The sequence below is a fragment of the Kibdelosporangium philippinense genome, assembly GCF_021390435.2.
Classification (GTDB): domain Bacteria; phylum Actinomycetota; class Actinomycetes; order Mycobacteriales; family Pseudonocardiaceae; genus Kibdelosporangium; species Kibdelosporangium philippinense.
Genome location: NZ_JAJVCN010000004.1, coordinates 1,148,687 through 1,164,371 on the forward strand (window position 1 = coordinate 1,148,687; position 15,685 = coordinate 1,164,371).

Sequence of the window (15,685 nt, forward strand, 5' to 3'; positions counted from 1 at the left end):
AAAGCCCGGCCGGGACAGGCGCGCTACTTTCCGAACATGTCCTCTCAAGTCCCGTTATGGGTCACCATCGCTGTCGCCCTCGTCGGGTTCGCCGGTGTCCTGAGCGCTCAGTTCGTCGCGGCCTGGCGTGAAGACCGACGTTGGCGCCGAGACCAAGAGCGTGAGGACAAACGCTGGGACCGCGAACGCGTCAAGGAACTCGAGAACCGCAGCTACGAAGGCCGCCAAAACGCCTATGTACAAATCATCGCGGCAGTGGAGGCCTACGACTGGCTGGTGTACCCGGTCGTCGCTGCGGTCCGGCGGATCGCCGACAACCCACAAGTACTGCGCCAGGACCAGCGTGGCGACGTCTGGCGGGCCAGGGAAGAACTACGCCATTCACTCGGTCCGGTGACCCTGTTCGCCTCCGAGCGTTTCAGCGACATGCTGCGCAGGACCATGCTGCCGCGGTCACGGCTGGCGATGTACATGTCCGCGGGCAAGGCGCCGGAGTGGACCAGGGTCAAGGAGCTATGGGACGAGTCGCAGGCAGGCTTCCGGAAATTGCGCGGCGAGATGCGTAAGGACCTCGGCCTTGAGGCGCTGCCGGACGACTGACGGCCCCCCGGTAATGTTTCCTTCACCCAATTCGAGCAACGCCTTTCCGGGAGGCTTCGTGTCCGCAGGGGAATGGATCGCGGCTGCAGCTGTAGTCGTGTTCCTGCTGCTGGTGATCCTGGTGGCGCGCCCATTGATCAAGCTGGGGCGCACGCTGGACGAGGCCACCATCGCGATCCGTAAGGCGCACGAGAACTCCGACCCGTTGTTCAACGGCGCCAACACCACACTCACCCACGTCAACACCCAGCTTGAGCGGGTGGACGGGATCACCGCGAACGCACAGGCGGTCAGCGGCAACGTATCCGCCCTGACCTCGGTTTTCACCGCCACACTCGGCGGTCCCCTCGTCAAGGCCGCAGCCGTTTCCTATGGCCTGAGCAAGGCGATCAAGGCCCGCCGCAAGCGCAAGGACGAGCGCGAGGGCAAGCACACGCGTCGTCGTAGGGGGCGCAAATGAGCAGGTTGTTCTGGCTCGGCGTCGGCGTCGCGGCCGGCGTTGCGCTGTCCCGTAAACTCAGAGAGAAGGCGCATCAGGCCACCCCGGCCGGTGTTGCCGAGAACGTCAGCGACGCGATGCGCGAGCTGGCGGGCGCCGTGGGCGCGTTCGGTGCGGACGTGCGCGCGGGGATGCAAGAGCGTGAGAAGGAGTTGCAGGACGTGGTCACCGAGCGGTCGGGCGTGCGTTTGCACAACGCACGAGCGCGACGGGCGGACGACTGAGTCGCTTCACAGCGCCCAGTGGTCGTTCGCCGTTCCGCCGTGCCTGACATCCGTCCATACCTCCTTCCAGGGATAAGCCGTGCAGACGCATGAGATTCGCAACCGTTTCCTGAATCACTTCAAGAACGCCGGGCATACCGAGGTGCCGAGTGCCTCGCTGATCCTCGACGACCCGAACCTGCTGTTCGTCAACGCCGGCATGGTGCAGTTCAAGCCGTATTTCCTCGGCGAAGCCCCGCCGCCGTACCCGACCGCGACCAGCGTGCAGAAGTGCGTGCGCACCGGCGACATCGACGAGGTCGGCAAGACCACCCGGCACAACACGTTCTTCCAGATGGCCGGGAACTTCTCGTTCGGCGACTACTTCAAGGCCGGTGCGATCGAGCACGCCTGGAACCTGATCACCTCCTCGGTCGACGATGGCGGCTTCGGGCTGGACCCAGACCGCATCTGGACCACCGTCTACCTCGACGATGATGAGGCCATCGAGCTGTGGAAGAAGGTCGCCGGGCTGCCCGACGAGCGGATCCAGCGGCGTGACGGCAGGGACAACTACTGGGACATGGGCGTGCCCGGTCCCGGCGGCCCCTGCTCGGAGATCTACTACGACCGCGGCGCCCAGTTCGGCAAAGAGGGCGGCCCGGTCGTCGACGAAGACCGGTACCTCGAGATCTGGAACCTGGTCTTCATGCAGGACGTACGCGGCGAGCAAAGCCCCAAGTACGGCCACAAGCCGATCGGCACCCTGCCGAAGAAGAACATCGACACCGGTATGGGTGTCGAGCGTGTCGCCTACCTGCTGCAGGGCGTGGACAACGTCTACGAGACGGACCTCGTGCGCCCGGTGATCAGCAAGGCCGAGGAGATGTCCGGCCGCCGTTACGGCGCCGATCACGTCGACGACGTGCGTTTCCGCGTCATCGCCGACCACGCCCGCAGCGGCGTGATGCTGATCGGCGACGGCGTGACCCCTGGCAACGAGGGCCGTGGCTACGTGCTGCGCCGCCTGCTGCGCCGCATCGTGCGATCCGTGCGTCTGCTCGGTGTCGATGAACCGGTGCTGCCGGAGTTCGCCGCCGTCGTGCGTGACGCCATGGGCCCGTCGTACCCGGAGCTCGTGCGCGACTTCGACCGGATCTCGGCCGTGGTGAAGACCGAGGAAGACGCTTTCCGCGCCACCCTCACCACCGGTTCGCGGATCTTCGACGTGGCCGCCTCGCAGACCAAGGACAGCGGCAGCAAGCTGCTGGCCGGTGACAAGGCCTTCCAGCTGCACGACACCTACGGCTTCCCGATCGACCTGACCCTCGAGATGGCTTCCGAGCAGGGCCTGCAGGTCGACGAGGCCCGGTTCCGTGAGCTGATGGAGGAGCAGCGGCAGCGCGCCAAGGCCGACGCGGCCGCCCGCAAGACCGGGCATGGCGACCTGTCGGAGTACCGCAAGGTGCTCGAGCAGCACGGCGAGACCCAGTTCCTCGGCTACATCGACCTGCAGTCGACCGCCCAGGTCATCGGCCTGCTGGTCGACGGCCAGCCGGTCGCCAAGGTGAGCGCTGGCCAGCACGCCGAACTGATCCTCGACCGCACCCCGTTCTACGCCGAGAGCGGTGGTCAGATCGCCGACACCGGCCTGCTGGTTGGTTCGGGCGCCGAGATCCAGGTCGACGACGTGCAGAAAGCCGTTCCCGGCCTCTTCGTGCACCGGGTGACCGTGTTGTCCGGCGAGATCGGCCTGGACTCCGAGGTCACCGGGTCAGTCGACCGTGACCGTCGCAAGTCGATCGCCCGCGCCCACTCCGCCACGCACCTCGTGCACGCCGCTGTCCGTGGTGCCTACGGTCAGCGCGCCGCTCAGGCCGGTTCGCTCAACGCCCCTGGCCGGATGCGGTTCGACTTCACCACGCCCGGTTCGGTGTCCACCGACATCCTGACCGAGGTCGAGGAGGAGGTGAACGACTACCTGCAGACCGACGTCGAGGTGCAGACGTTCACCACGACCAAGGCCAAGGCCCTCGAGCTGGGCGCCGTGGCCCTGTTCGGCGAGAAGTACGGCGATGATGTGCGCGTAGTCGACATGGGCGAGTACTCGCGCGAGTTGTGCGGTGGCACGCACGTCGACCGGATCGGCCAGCTCGGCCTGGTCAAGCTGGTCGCCGACTCGTCCATCGGCTCCGGCGTGCACCGTGTCGAAGCCCTGGTCGGCTCGGACGCGCTGCGCTACGTCCGCAAGGAGCAGCTGCTCGTGTCGCAGCTCGCCGACCAGCTGAAGGTGCCGTCAGCCGAGCTGCCCAGCCGGATCGAAGGCCTGCTCGGCCGGATCAAGAGCGCCGAGAAGGAGATCGAGCAGCTGCGCATCGCCCAGGTGCTGCAGTCCGCCGGTGACCTGGCCGCCAAGGCCCAGGACGTCAACGGCGTGCGCCTGGTCGCCGAGCGTGTTCCCGAGGGCGTCGATGCTGGTGGCCTGCGCGCCCTGGCCACGGATGTCCGTAACCGGCTTGGCGGTGCCGAGGCTGGCGTGGTGGCGTTGTTCGCCCCGGGTGGCGACAAGGTCAGCTTCGTCGTGGCCACCACCGGCGGTGCCAGGGACAAGGGACTGGCCGCTGGCAAGCTGGTCAGCTCGTTCGCCGCGGCGATCGACGGCCGCGGCGGCGGCAAGCCGGACATGGCCCAGGGTGGCGGCACCAAGCCCGCTGGCATCGACGACGCCATCGCTCTGCTTCGTAAGGAGCTGGGCGGCGCGTGACGCATGACAGTCCGACCGTGCATCGCCCGGGAGAGAATGATCCCGGGCCAGGTCGGAGGCTCGGCGTTGACGTCGGCTCGGTACGGGTCGGCGTCGCGCTGAGCGATCCAGCGCCGATGCTCGCGAGCCCGCTCGTTACTCTGTCCCGTGACGAGAAGACAACAAGTGATCTAGACCAGATCGCGCGACTCGTCACCGAACACGAAGTGGTCGAGGTGGTGGTCGGTTTGCCCAAGACATTGGCTGGCCGGCACGGCCCGGCGGCGATCGGCGCGGTCGCCTACGCCACGGCTCTTGCCGAGCGGATCGGGCAGGTGCCTGTCCGGCTCGGCGACGAGCGGCTGACCACCGTGACAGCGTCACGGATGTTGTCGCAGCGCGGTGTGCGTGGCAAGAAGCAGCGGGCCGTGGTCGACCAGGCCGCTGCGGTGGAGATCCTGCAGGCATGGCTGGACGCGCGCGCGGCCGCCGTGCGCAGGAACAACGACCGGGTCGGGGAAAGTTCACCGGAGGGTGCGGAGTGACCGACGGACTCGGACTGTTCGACAACTCGCGAAGCCAGGACCGGCACGACGACGAGTACGACTACGACGACGAACCGCGCAAACCGCGGGGCAAGAAGCGCCGTAGCCCCACTTTCTGGGTCGTCGCGGTCGTCGTGGTCGCGATCATCGCTGGTGGCGCCTGGTACGGCGTCACGCAGGTGCTCGGCATCGGCGGATTCGACGACTACACCGGAGCCGGTGAAACGGACGTCGTGGTCGAAGTGAAGGCAGGCCAGGGCACGGCCGATATCGGCGCCGCGCTCAAGGCCAAGGATGTCGTGGCCAGCTCGCGCGCCTTCACCTCGGCGGGTGAGGACCAGCCGAAGGTCAAGGCCGTCCAGCCCGGCTTCTACCTGATGAAGACCAAGATGTCGGGTAAGGCCGCGGCCGACCGGATCGTCTCCAAGGACGCACGGGTCGGCAACCTGCAGATCCGTGCGGGTACTCAGCTCGACGACATCAAACTGCCGGGTGACAAGACAACCCCGGGTGTCTTCACGCTGATCGCCAACGCCGGCCGAGTGACCATGAACGGCAAGGAGACCGGTCCTACGGTCGAGGAGCTGCGCAAGGTCGCCGAGACGGTAGACCTGAAGGACCTCGGTGCGCCCGCGTGGGCGGTACCGTTCGCCAGCCAGGTCGAGCCGAAGCGTCGGCTGGAAGGCCTGATCACGCCGGGTGTCTACGACGTCGAGCCCGGGGTGAGCGCGCAGGAACTGCTGACCAAGGTCGTCAAGGACTCCGCGACGACGCTCGACGGCTGGGGCATGCCCAAGCTGGCCGAAAAGACCGGGTACACGCCGTATCAGGTGTTGGTGATGGGCTCGCTGATCGAGCGCGAGGGCATCGCCAAGGACTTCGACAAGATCTCCCGGGTGATCTACCGGCGGCTGGCCGACAACATCCGGCTCGGCTTCGACTCGACGATCAACTACGTGCTCGACCGCCCGACCATCACGACGGATTCGTCGGCTCGTGAATCGCAGAACCCGTACAACACCTACAAGAACTTCGGCCTGACGCCGACCCCGATCGCGGCGACCAGTAAGGCAGCGCTGCAGGCGGCGGCGAAACCGGCCGACGGGCCGTGGGTGTACTTCGTGAAGTGCGAGAAGGACGGCACGTCGTGCTTCGCCGAGACACAGGGGCAGCACGACCAGAACGTCAGGGACGCAAGGGCTCGTGACGTTTACTGATCGCCGCGCCGCGGTGGTCGGGAAGCCTGTCGAGCACTCGCTGTCGCCTATGCTGCATTCGGCTGCGTATCAGGCACTCGGGCTGACGGGCTGGACGTATTCGCGGATCTCGTGCGACGCCGACGAATTGCCGGGTTTGGTTGCCGGACTTGGGTCGGAATGGGCTGGTTTGTCCGTGACCATGCCCGGCAAACACGCCGCTTTGACGGTGGCTACAGAGGTCACTGAGCGCGCTTCGCTTGTCGGCGCGGGAAACACGCTCGTTCAGTTACCTGACGGCGGTTGGCGGGTCGACTGCACGGACGTCGACGGCGTTGTGGGCGCGCTGTTGTTTGCCGGTGGGTATCAAACGAAACCGGGCGCGCACGCGCTTCTTTTAGGTGCGGGGGGAACGGCGCTGGCGACCATGGTCGCTTTGGCCAGTGTGGACGTTGCTTCTTTTGCCTTGGTGGTCAGGGATCCGGCCAGAGCGGCCGACGCCTCGCGTTGCGCGGAACGACTTGGCGTGCAGCTGGACGTGTATCGCTGGTCCGATGCGGACTTCCGGGACCTTGTGGCGTCTTCGGATGTTGTCGTGAGCACTGTGCCCGCTGGGGTCGCGGACTCCCACGTGTCCGAATTGGCCGTTGCGCCGTGCGTTGTCGACGTCATTTATCACCCTTGGCCCACGCCACTCGCGGCCGCTGTGCAGGCTCGTGGCGGCCGAATCGGCACCGGCTTGGATATGTTGCTGCACCAGGCGTTCGGGCAGGTCTCGCAGTTCACCGGGTTGCCTGCGCCGCGTGAAGTCATGCGGGACGCGCTGTTCGAGGCGACAGGCGGAACGGTCCCGTTGCCGCTGGCCTGAATCACCTGACCCGTGATACACAAGAAGGTGATGCTCACGATGCGGTGGGTATCGCTGAACGGAGGGTGTGCGTGGGTACAGCGTTGACCATGGGCATACTGGCAGTCGTGCTTGTCGTTATGGCCGTGTTCTTTGCCGGTTTCCTGGCGTTGTTCGGTGCGGTGGCAGCCGTGGGAACGGTCGCCGCGGCGGCACAACGGACCACTACTCGGCGCAAACTCGGGCGCTGAATAACGGTTTGCACCTCTCAATAGCGTGAAGGACCTGCCTATCGAGAGGAGTTCTTCGTGCCCGAGGAACGCATGTCCAGGGACGAGGAATATCTGGCCGCTTTGGTCAGCGACGCTCCGGCTCCTTACTCCGTAAAAGTCGTCGTCGCCGACTACGACCCGCTTTGGCCCTCGTGGTTCGCCGAGGAAGCCGACAAAATACGCACCGCTTTAGGGGCGGTTGCTGTGCGCGTCGAGCATGTTGGCTCCACTTCGGTTCCCGGCCTCGCGGCGAAACCCATCATCGACATCGCACTTGAGGTACCGGACTCGTCCCAAGAGGACACCTACGTGCCCGCCCTGCTCGCCGCAGGCTATGACCTGGAAATTCGCGAGCCGGAAGACCACCAGCACCGCTGCTTCACTACCCGCGTCGAACGCGGCCACAAGCGGGACGTCAACCTGCACACCTATACGGCCGGATGCGTCGAATTTGACCTTTACGCGGTTTTCCGCGACTGGCTCCGAACCCACGACGACGGCCGCCTGCTGTATCAGACAACCAAGCAAGAACTGGCCAAACGCGACTGGAAGTACGTCCAGAACTACGCGGACTCCAAAAGCGACGTGATTCAAGCGATCAGGGCACGCGCGGGCGTACCGGATCGTTCATGCCGACTGTACTGACGCCGGATGGTGGTCGACTCCCGGCGGCCTCGCGCACCCGGAGGTCGATGCCGAAGTCGGCGGCGCTTCCGTCGCCGACGCCCGAAGCCTTTGGCACTATCTGGTTGCGCCCTATTTGCGTACGACCCGCTCGGGCTCCCCGGGCTTCCAGATGGTGATCTCCAAGCGGCCGTCGGTCAACTCCACTGCCGAAGCGCTGGTCAGGTCGGCCGCATAGAAGTGCCCGAACTCCCGCCCGCGAATGTCGAACCCGGTCGTCTCGAACAACGCTTCGGCGAACCGCTGGTGCAGCGCCTTGTCTTGAACATCCTTGACGACACCGAAGAGCTTCGCGTCGCCGTCGCTGACGTGTGTGTCGATCGTCGCGGTGTGTAGGCAGAACCGCGGATCGCGTGCCAGGTCGTGGAACTTCGTCGTGTTCGGCATCCCGGCGAGCCAGAGTTGACCCTCGAAGAACCTCGGCTCCATCGGGCTGATTCTCGGGAACCCGTCCGATCGGAGAGTGGCCAGCATGCAGAGATTGCCAGTCGCCGTATGCCGACGAGTGAAGACCGACGCGATCCGCGGCGCCGCCTCACTGAACTCGTTCCAAGTTGTCATGGAACGACCCTACGCACGCCAAGAAGCGAATGCCCGTTCATGAGGCATGCTGCAGCGCTGGTTGAAGTCCCAGCAACCGGCCGACCGCTGACAAGCCAACGTGGTGGCCGCCCAAATATGCCACATGACTACGAGTCCAAATCGGTCGCGATCAATGCCGCTAGTTTGTCCAAACTGGACTGTGCCGCGTGACCATCTGCCGCGAGGACAACCTCATCGCCGTGCATCGCGCCAAGCGTCATCAGGTTGAGCAGGCTGGCCGCCGCAACCGGTTCACCACCTTCCTTGCGAATGGTCACGGTCACCGGCTGCTCAGCCGCCAACCGGGCGACCAGCGCGGCGGGCCGTGCGTGCAGGCCGACCTTGCTGGCCACCCGGACCCGTACCTCAGGCACGTCGACCCGGTGAAGGTGGCGGGCCGTGCTGCGGGCGGACCCGCTCCGTCGGCGTATCCATGGTCGTTTCGTTGTCGAGCGGTTCGGCTTCGCGGCCCGGCGTGCGCAGGTTCCACTTGGTGATGACGAAGCGGAACACCACGTAATAGATCACCGCGAACACCAGGCCGATCGGAATGATCAGCCACGGTTTGGTGGCGAGATTCCAGTTCAACGCATAGTCGATGGCGCCTGCCGAGAATCCGAACCCATCATGCACACCCAGCGCGTTGGTGACTGCGAGTGAAACGCCGGTGAGCACAGCGTGCACGATCAGCAGTGGCCACGCAACAAAGATGAACGCGAACTCCAGCGGCTCCGTCACACCGGTTAGGAACGACGCGAGCGCTGCGGCCAGCATCAAGCCGCCGACCAGCCTGCGGTTTTCCGGCCGGGCGGTGTGATAGATCGCAAGGGCGGCAGCTGGCAGCGCGAACATGAAGATTGGGAAGAACCCGGACATGAACGTTCCCGCGTTCGGGTCACCGGCGAAGAACCGGTTGAGGTCGCCCGTGACGCCGTTGGCCTCCCCGAACACAAACCACACGAACGAGTTGATGATGTGGTGCAAGCCAAACGGGATCAAGAAGCGGTTGAGCGCACCGTAGATGCCTGCCCCGACAACGGTGGACCCCGAAACTGCCTCGCCGACCGCGGTCAGCCCGCTGTTGAACCAGCTGTAGACCAGGCCGAGGAGCACGCCGACGATCAGCATGACCACCGCGGCGATGATCGGCACAAACCTTCTGCCGCCGAAGAAAGCCAGGTAGGGCGGGAGTTTGATGCGGTGATACCGCGTCCAGAGGACAGCCGTGATCAAACCACTGATGATGCCGCCGAGCACACCGTACGGGCCGCCCATGAACGACTTGCCCTCGGTGAGGCTCGTGTCCTGGATTGTGGCTACCAGTACCTGATGGAACACCAGGTAGCCGACTGCCGCCGCGAGCGCGGCGGAACCATCCGCCTTGCGCGCGAATCCGATGGCGATACCGATTGCGAACAGCAATGGGAGGAAGTCGAACAGTGCATTGCCACCGGCACCGATTACCCGCGCGGCGTCATCGAAGAATTCCCCCGGTATGGCAGCGATCAACTCGCCTTGTCCCTTGCCGGTGGAGTCGGTGTAACCGAGGCGGGACAACAGAGCCGCGGCCGGAAGGGCCGCGATCGGCAACATGAGGCTTCGCGCGAAGCGTTGTAAACCGGCCAAGCCACGGCCGGATTGTTGGATCTGTGGTGCGCTCACTGGAAATCTCCCGTGTCGGGGCCGGGTGTCCTGACGCGTTCAACCTCCTGGTCTAGACCAGGTAAGTGCGGGACTATGCGCCTGACTGGTGTTATATGTCAACGACCGTTACAGCTTTGTGTCGATGCGTGACGCGGTCGGTATGCGGCGCGTACAAATTGCGCAGGTTGTGCAACAGAGAGGGACAAGTCGATGGCAGACGAGCGGGCGGCGAAGATCCTTGCCGCGATCGGCGGCGCGGAAAACGTGATCGAACTCGAACCGTGTATCACCAGGCTCAGGTGCGAGCTGCAAGACGATTCCCTGGTGGACGAACCAGCGTTGCGTTCCCTCGGGGTGCACGGTGTCGTGCGAATGGGCGGAGCAGTGCAGATCGTGGTCGGGCCGGAAGCCGACACCATTGCCAGCGACATAGAGGATCTTCTGTGACATTCCGCGTTTCCAGCCCGGTCTCCGGTTCGGTTGTCGGCCTTTCCGCCGTGCCAGACCCAGTTTTCGCCCAGACCATGGTGGGGCCGGGTGTGGCGGTGCAACCTGTGCCCGTGGCCTCGGACGTGCTTTCGCCGATCGACGGCGTCGTGATGACGCTGCACCCGCACGCTTTCGTCGTTACGGGAGGCAGCAGCCAGGCCGTATTGGTCCACTTGGGAATTGATACCGTCAAGATGAAGGGCCAGGGTTTCGTCCTGCACGTGGTGAAAGGCGAGACGGTGCGGGCCGGGCAGCCGATCATCGGATGGAATCCAGGTGCTGTCGAGGCAGCTGGCTACTCATCGATCTGCCCAGTTGTGGCACTAGATGCACAGAATGGGGCGTTGACCGCGATCGCGCCTGACGGCCCCGTGAACGCCGGGGACCCGTTGTTCCTGTGGCACCCTTGATCATGTCTAACCGCTGGAACCACAACATTCATTACCACCCGATGGTCCTGTCTGCTGTACCTGCCGGTGCGCGAACTGCGCTGGACGTGGGCTGTGGTGAAGGCATGCTTGCCCGCCTTCTGCGGAAGAAAGTGCCGGATGTGGTCGGAGTGGATCTGGACCAGCCGAGCATCGACCTGGCGACGCAGTTCGACGATGACATTTCCTATGTCGTGGCTGACGTCCTGACATACGACTTCCCAACGTCATTCGATTTCATAGCATCGGTCGCCACGCTGCACCACATGGACGCGGCTGCGGGGCTTACCCGTCTGAAGGCGCTGCTGAGTCCTGGCGGCACGATGGTGATCGTCGGTCTGGCCAAATCACAGGTGCGCGACTTGCCGTACGAAGTGGCTGGTGTTGTGGCGAACCAAGTTCATCGCCTCCGGAAAGGCTACTGGGAGCACCCGTCGCCGATCTGTTGGCCGCCGCCCGAGACGTACACCAGTATGCGTCGATTGGCAACCACGTTGCTCCCAGGCGTTCGCTTTCGCCATCATATTTTCTGGCGCTACTCGCTGACCTGGGCTAAGCCTGAGTAGTTCCGCGCGAACGGACCGTTCGTACGAACTCATTGCTCCAAACGCTAGCGTTCGGTGGTCGCATGTGGGCAGGCTGGTCACGTGGTCCTCACTGCGTCCCTTCTCGTCGGCGGTCTCCTAGCGGGATCGCTCGGCCGCTGTCTGCTGCGCAGACTGCGGCGTGGTGCGCAGTTGCGACCTGGGTGGTGTGAAGCGGCCTGCGCAATTCTCTGGGGATTGGCAGGTCTGGCGGACATGCCTGCCCCGTGGCTGCTTGTGGTCATGGCTTTGTCTTGGTTCGCGGTCGTGCTCATCGCGACAGACTTGAAGCACGGACGGCTTCCTGACGCGTTGACACTGTCGGCCTACCCTGTTTTCGGGCTGCTACTTGCATTCGCAGGCAGTCTCGAACGCGCATTGGTGGGCGCCGTGTTGTTCCTCTGTCTACACGCGACTGTCCACTTCTTGGCACCTGACGCGCTCGGTGGTGGCGATGTCAAGCTCTCTGGCAGCCTCGGAGCTGTCCTTGGCTCGGTGAGCTGGCTTGCTCTGTCTGTGGGCTTGGCGCTAGCAGCCTTGATCACATTGGCGCTTCGAGGGGTTTCTCTTGGCCGTTACTCAGACCGAGTCCCGCATGGGCCAGGTTTGCTTGCTGCCACATGGCTTCTCGCCTTCCTGCCTATGACACCTGGATTACCTGCGGACGTCGTGTACCTCTCGCGCTAAGCGCAGTGCGTCAAACGATCCGTACTCCCTGTTTCTTGACCTTGATTGGAATGAGCATGACTGCTGACAACTTGACTGGCCACGCTGACGTTGACTCCCCGGTGATCGGCGCCATCGAGACGATGAATCAGTCGCAGTGCCTGAACGTGATCATCCACAGTGCCCGGATGAAGGCCTTCTACGAAGCGCAGATTGTCAAGGCCCTAGCCAGGTACTCGGATCTGAGGCCGCCGCCCGGAGGTAGCGGGAAGGAACTCGACCACGATGGCCGGCAACTGATATCGGCAGAACTCGCGGTGTCGCCACGAGCCGCCGACATACAGGTCCGCCAGTCGCGAAAGCTGGTCGACTCGCTGCCTTCCACGCTGTCTGCCCTGGAAAAGGGTGATATCGACCAGCGGAGGGCGTTGGCGATGGTCGACCTCGCCGGTCGACTGTCCAAAGAGGATGCGAGCAGGGTCGAGCGGGTCGTGCTCGAAGGCGGTGCACGCCCCAACTATCGGAGGTTCCGGGACTCCGTCCGGCAACAAGTGATCAAGGTGGACGCCGATGCGGTCGCACGCCGGAAAGCGGCGAGGCAGAACCCTGACGTGTCAGTCGAACCTTGCGATGATGGGATGTGCAAACTCATCGTCGACATGAACGAGGACGAGGCGATCCTTGCCCGAAAACGGATCGACACTCTCGCTGAGGAAGCCAAGATTCCTGGCGACACCCGGACTGATGGGCAGCGGAGGGTAGCGGTCGTTTACGACGTGTTCGTGCGTGACAACCGTGGCGAAGGGCTGTCCATCAAGGTCGCGATGGACGACGCGGTCTCGCCGACTGGTCAGTCCAACGAAACCGAACGACTCGGTGATCCCATCGCGTGCGAAACTAGCTCCACCCCGGAACATCGGGCCGATGTGGCGACCAGCCTGGATCCGTCGGAGCCACCGGGACATGTCCTCGATATCGCTCACCATCGATACGTCCGGCCCCCGCAGCTCGAACGCGCCAACGAGTGCGAAACCGTAGGTTGCCGGGCGCCCGCGGAGACCGGCCGTATCGTAGGCAGTGATGACTCTAAGGCCGTCTCACGGGACGAACATTGCACCTATCACAAGGTCAAGAAGCAGCATCATGGATGGACCTTCAACTACCCGGCACCTGGAGTGATCGCTCTCACCAGCCCGGACGGTGGCATGACTCATACGTATGCGGTCGCACCTGCTCAGTACCTGGACGCGCCCGCCTGATCACCCGCAGATCGCTTCGTGATGGGGTCGGGCGCGCCCGCTGAGTGTTCACTTGTCCCAGGTGGGGCGTGTGCACGTTCGCTTGGCGGGAAAATGCGTGCTGATCGTGTGCGGCCACGTGGTGGACTGTCGGCGTGGATTTGGAGTTGGTGCCGCGTCAGGAGCGACTGCAGGCCGAAGGTGCGGAACTGCTGCGCGACCTGAAGCTGGTCGAGCGCCTTGCGGAGGCCGGACCTGTGCTTTTGGCGGGCAGTTTCGTATCCGGGCTGATGACCTGGCGCGAACTGGACGTGATGGTGCTCGTCGGCCCGCAATTCACGCCGGCGGATGTCTTGGTGTTGATGCAGCGCCTGATCGACTTGCCGGGAGTGGTGAGTTTCGAATTCCACGATGAGAGGGAGACGCGCTGTCCTACCGAATATGCCCGCGACGAGCGGTACCACCTCAAGATCGGCATTGATCGCCTCGAAGGGGAGTGGTGCGTCGACCTCTCCCACTGGTTGCACGATGTCCACGCCAACGTGGCTTCATGGCATGAGGAGCTGCGTGGCTCCGTCACGCCTGACCAGCGGGACGCCATCTTGACGATCAAGGACGCCCAACGCCAGTTTCCGGACTATCCGGGTGGCTTGCCCATTTACACCGCTGTGCGCGTAACCCAGGACAATTCCGGCACTGGTACGCATCTGGACAACGGCCCCCAGGGGAGGGCTGAGCTCGTGCGACGTGAAAGGATCCGTCTGTGCTGCGCTGGATAACCGCTGGGGAATCACACGGCCCGGCCCTTGTCGCCGTGCTCGAAGGAATGGTCGCCGGGGTCGAGGTCACTTCGGACGACCTGACCGGCCAACTGGCCCGCCGACGGCTTGGCTTTGGGCGTAGTCCTCGTATGGGGTTCGAGACTGACAACGTCGAGTTCCTCGGCGGCGTCCGGCACGGCCGCACCCAGGGGGGTCCGATCGCGGTCAAGATCGAGAACTCCGAGTGGCCCAAGTGGGAAAAGGTCATGGCAGCCGATCCGGTTGACCCGGATGAGCTGGCCGGACTGGCCCGGAACGAGCCGTTGACCCGGCCGCGGCCTGGCCATGCGGACTTGGCGGGCATGCAGAAGTACGGCTTCGAGGACGCCCGGCCCGTTCTCGAACGAGCCAGCGCGCGGGAGACGGCAGCGCGGACGGCGCTCGGCACGGTGGCCAAGGGCTTCCTTCGGCAACTGCTCGGCGTAGAGATCATCAGCCACGTCGTGTCCATCGGTGCGGCTGAGGCCCCTGAAGGACCCGAGCCCACACCAGCCGACCTGGCAGCCATTGACGAAAGTCCGGTTCGGGCGTTCGGCCAGGCGGCGACTGACGCCATGGTCGCTGAGGTAGACGCGGTCAAGCAGGCTGGCGACACCGTCGGAGGTGTCATCGAGGTGATCACGTACGGCCTGCCGCCTGGCTTGGGCAGCTACGTTCATTGGGATCGACGGCTTGACGCTCGACTGGCTGGGGCGTTGATGGGTGTCCAGGCCATGAAGGGCGTGGAGATCGGTGACGGTTTCACGTCGGCACGGCGTTGGGGCAGCAAGGCCCATGACGAGATCGACAAGGGCGACGGGCCGAAAGGGGTGACTCGCCGGTCCAACCGTGCTGGTGGGCTGGAAGGCGGAGTCACCAATGGCGAGCCATTGCGCGCCCGCGTCGCGATGAAGCCGATCTCGACTGTCCCGAAAGCACTGTCCACTGTGGATGTCGTCACCGGTGAGCCTGCGGTGGCTATCCACCAGCGGTCAGATGTGTGTGCGGTGCCGCGTGCCGGAGTGGTCCTCGAGTCGGTTGTCGCGCTGATCTTGGCTGACGCGGCGTTGGAGAAGTTCGGCGGCGACTCGATGCGTGAGACGCGGGCGAACGCTGCGGCGTACTTGAAGGCACTGGAGGAGCGCTGGTGACCACCAACGGCCCGGTGTTGGTCCTGGTCGGACCGCCCGGTTCAGGCAAGAGCACGATCGGCCGGATGGCGGCTGAACGGCTTGGTGTCGGTTTCCGGGACTTCGACGATGACATGGCCGCCGAGCACGGCAAGGAAGCTGGCGACTTGGTCGTTGACCTCGGCCGTGAGCGCTTTCAGCAGTTGGAACACGAGCTGCTGATTCGTGTTCTGCCTCAGCATGACGGTGTGCTCGCGCTCGGTGGCGGAACGCCGACGGCGCCCGGTGTGCCGGACCTGTTGAAGCCCTACTCGGTCGTATTCCTGGATGTGGACCTCGATCACTTGCTCAAACGGGAAGGCCTTGTCGCGCTGCACCCGTGGTTGTTGCCCAACCCGCGGGCGCACCTGAAGCAGATGCTGGCCGACAGGCGACCGATCTATACCCAGGTCGCGGACGCCACCGTTGAGACCAATGGCCGTGACCCGCAGGACATCCTCGAAGATGTCCTTGCGGCCATGCCAGTTAGGTGACA

20 protein-coding genes are annotated in these 15,685 nt (G+C 64.5%); 17 read left to right on the forward strand and 3 right to left on the reverse strand.

Features of this window, described 5'->3' with window-relative positions:
* Positions 1–36 precede the first annotated feature (36 nt).
* From LWC34_RS48280 to LWC34_RS48320, 9 genes are all read left to right on the forward strand, one after another.
* Complete coding sequence (locus tag LWC34_RS48280; protein ID WP_233732551.1) at positions 37–600, forward strand: hypothetical protein; 564 nt, start codon at positions 37–39, stop codon at positions 598–600.
* A gap of 58 nt (positions 601–658) precedes the next feature.
* A complete protein-coding gene (locus tag LWC34_RS48285) occupies positions 659–1,060 on the forward strand; it encodes a DUF948 domain-containing protein (protein WP_233732552.1) in 402 nt (133 codons plus the stop codon).
* On the forward strand, positions 1,057–1,323 hold the full coding sequence (locus LWC34_RS48290) for a hypothetical protein (protein WP_233732554.1): 267 nt from the start codon (positions 1,057–1,059) through the stop codon (positions 1,321–1,323). The genes LWC34_RS48285 and LWC34_RS48290 overlap by 4 nt, the downstream gene beginning before the upstream one ends.
* A 79-nt stretch (positions 1,324–1,402) precedes the next feature.
* On the forward strand, positions 1,403–4,066 hold the full coding sequence (alaS, locus tag LWC34_RS48295; RefSeq protein ID WP_233732568.1) for an alanine--tRNA ligase: 2,664 nt from the start codon (positions 1,403–1,405) through the stop codon (positions 4,064–4,066).
* The gene (ruvX, locus tag LWC34_RS48300; RefSeq protein ID WP_233732570.1) at positions 4,063–4,590 is read left to right on the forward strand and encodes a Holliday junction resolvase RuvX; all 528 of its coding nucleotides are present in this window, start codon (positions 4,063–4,065) and stop codon (positions 4,588–4,590) included. Before alaS ends, ruvX begins: the two co-directional genes overlap by 4 nt.
* The gene (gene mltG / locus LWC34_RS48305) at positions 4,587–5,807 is read left to right on the forward strand and encodes an endolytic transglycosylase MltG (RefSeq protein WP_233732573.1); all 1,221 of its coding nucleotides are present in this window, start codon (positions 4,587–4,589) and stop codon (positions 5,805–5,807) included. Before ruvX ends, mltG begins: the two co-directional genes overlap by 4 nt.
* Positions 5,808–5,856: 49 nt before the next feature.
* Positions 5,857–6,654, forward strand: coding sequence for a shikimate dehydrogenase (locus LWC34_RS48310; RefSeq protein WP_233734121.1), 798 nt, complete (start codon positions 5,857–5,859; stop codon positions 6,652–6,654).
* A gap of 71 nt (positions 6,655–6,725) precedes the next feature.
* Positions 6,726–6,884, forward strand: a complete 159-nt coding sequence (locus LWC34_RS48315) for a hypothetical protein (RefSeq protein ID WP_233732576.1) — start codon at positions 6,726–6,728, stop codon at positions 6,882–6,884.
* 57 nt (positions 6,885–6,941) lie between these two features.
* Positions 6,942–7,550, forward strand: coding sequence for a GrpB family protein (locus LWC34_RS48320; protein WP_233732578.1), 609 nt, complete (start codon positions 6,942–6,944; stop codon positions 7,548–7,550).
* 111 nt (positions 7,551–7,661) lie between these two features.
* Here LWC34_RS48320 and LWC34_RS48325 read toward each other — a convergent pair whose 3' ends face one another.
* The 3 genes from LWC34_RS48325 to LWC34_RS48335 form a co-directional block, all read right to left on the reverse strand.
* Positions 7,662–8,150 carry a pyridoxamine 5'-phosphate oxidase family protein gene (locus LWC34_RS48325; protein WP_233732582.1) on the reverse strand — a complete coding sequence of 163 codons (489 nt, stop codon included), beginning with the start codon at positions 8,148–8,150 and terminating at the stop codon, positions 7,662–7,664.
* A gap of 128 nt (positions 8,151–8,278) precedes the next feature.
* The gene (locus tag LWC34_RS48330; protein WP_233732584.1) at positions 8,279–8,545 is read right to left on the reverse strand and encodes an HPr family phosphocarrier protein; all 267 of its coding nucleotides are present in this window, start codon (positions 8,543–8,545) and stop codon (positions 8,279–8,281) included.
* A complete protein-coding gene (locus tag LWC34_RS48335; protein WP_233732586.1) occupies positions 8,538–9,833 on the reverse strand; it encodes a PTS transporter subunit EIIC in 1,296 nt (431 codons plus the stop codon). Before LWC34_RS48335 ends, LWC34_RS48330 begins: the two co-directional genes overlap by 8 nt.
* A gap of 192 nt (positions 9,834–10,025) precedes the next feature.
* Between LWC34_RS48335 and LWC34_RS48340 the strand changes: the two genes are divergently transcribed.
* The 8 genes from LWC34_RS48340 (at position 10,026) to LWC34_RS48375 (ending at position 15,683) form a co-directional block, all read left to right on the forward strand.
* Complete coding sequence (locus LWC34_RS48340; RefSeq protein WP_233732588.1) at positions 10,026–10,262, forward strand: PTS sugar transporter subunit IIB; 237 nt, start codon at positions 10,026–10,028, stop codon at positions 10,260–10,262.
* Positions 10,259–10,714: a PTS sugar transporter subunit IIA gene (locus tag LWC34_RS48345; protein WP_233732591.1), complete on the forward strand. Its 456-nt coding sequence runs from the start codon at positions 10,259–10,261 to the stop codon at positions 10,712–10,714. Before LWC34_RS48340 ends, LWC34_RS48345 begins: the two co-directional genes overlap by 4 nt.
* Positions 10,715–10,716: 2 nt before the next feature.
* The gene (locus LWC34_RS48350) at positions 10,717–11,298 is read left to right on the forward strand and encodes a class I SAM-dependent methyltransferase (protein WP_233732593.1); all 582 of its coding nucleotides are present in this window, start codon (positions 10,717–10,719) and stop codon (positions 11,296–11,298) included.
* 261 nt (positions 11,299–11,559) lie between these two features.
* Positions 11,560–12,003, forward strand: coding sequence for a prepilin peptidase (locus LWC34_RS48355; protein ID WP_233734122.1), 444 nt, complete (start codon positions 11,560–11,562; stop codon positions 12,001–12,003).
* Positions 12,004–12,059: 56 nt separating this feature from the next.
* Positions 12,060–13,241, forward strand: a complete 1,182-nt coding sequence (locus LWC34_RS48360) for a DUF222 domain-containing protein (protein WP_233732595.1) — start codon at positions 12,060–12,062, stop codon at positions 13,239–13,241.
* Between the two features lie 134 nt (positions 13,242–13,375).
* Positions 13,376–13,999 (forward strand): hypothetical protein, encoded by a 624-nt coding sequence (locus LWC34_RS48365; RefSeq protein ID WP_233732597.1) that lies wholly within the window; start codon positions 13,376–13,378, stop codon positions 13,997–13,999.
* Positions 13,984–15,171 carry a chorismate synthase gene (gene aroC, locus LWC34_RS48370; RefSeq protein ID WP_233732598.1) on the forward strand — a complete coding sequence of 396 codons (1,188 nt, stop codon included), beginning with the start codon at positions 13,984–13,986 and terminating at the stop codon, positions 15,169–15,171. Before LWC34_RS48365 ends, aroC begins: the two co-directional genes overlap by 16 nt.
* Positions 15,168–15,683, forward strand: a complete 516-nt coding sequence (locus LWC34_RS48375) for a shikimate kinase (RefSeq protein WP_233732600.1) — start codon at positions 15,168–15,170, stop codon at positions 15,681–15,683. The genes aroC and LWC34_RS48375 overlap by 4 nt, the downstream gene beginning before the upstream one ends.
* The last annotated feature ends 2 nt before the right edge of the window (positions 15,684–15,685 follow it).

Excerpts from the sequence above, each read along its gene's own strand:
- LWC34_RS48280 (WP_233732551.1), top strand. The coding sequence starts at position 37 with ATGTCCTCTCAAGTCCCGTTATGGGTCACCATCGCTGTCGCCCTCGTC.
- LWC34_RS48290 (WP_233732554.1), top strand. The coding sequence starts at position 1,057 with ATGAGCAGGTTGTTCTGGCTCGGCGTCGGCGTCGCGGCCGGCGTTGCG.
- LWC34_RS48310 (WP_233734121.1), top strand. The coding sequence starts at position 5,857 with ATGCTGCATTCGGCTGCGTATCAGGCACTCGGGCTGACGGGCTGGACG.
- LWC34_RS48325 (WP_233732582.1), bottom strand. The coding sequence starts at position 8,150 with ATGACAACTTGGAACGAGTTCAGTGAGGCGGCGCCGCGGATCGCGTCG.
- LWC34_RS48340 (WP_233732588.1), top strand. The coding sequence starts at position 10,026 with ATGGCAGACGAGCGGGCGGCGAAGATCCTTGCCGCGATCGGCGGCGCG.
- LWC34_RS48350 (WP_233732593.1), top strand. The coding sequence starts at position 10,717 with ATGTCTAACCGCTGGAACCACAACATTCATTACCACCCGATGGTCCTG.
- LWC34_RS48355 (WP_233734122.1), top strand. The coding sequence starts at position 11,560 with ATGGCTTTGTCTTGGTTCGCGGTCGTGCTCATCGCGACAGACTTGAAG.
- LWC34_RS48360 (WP_233732595.1), top strand. The coding sequence starts at position 12,060 with ATGACTGCTGACAACTTGACTGGCCACGCTGACGTTGACTCCCCGGTG.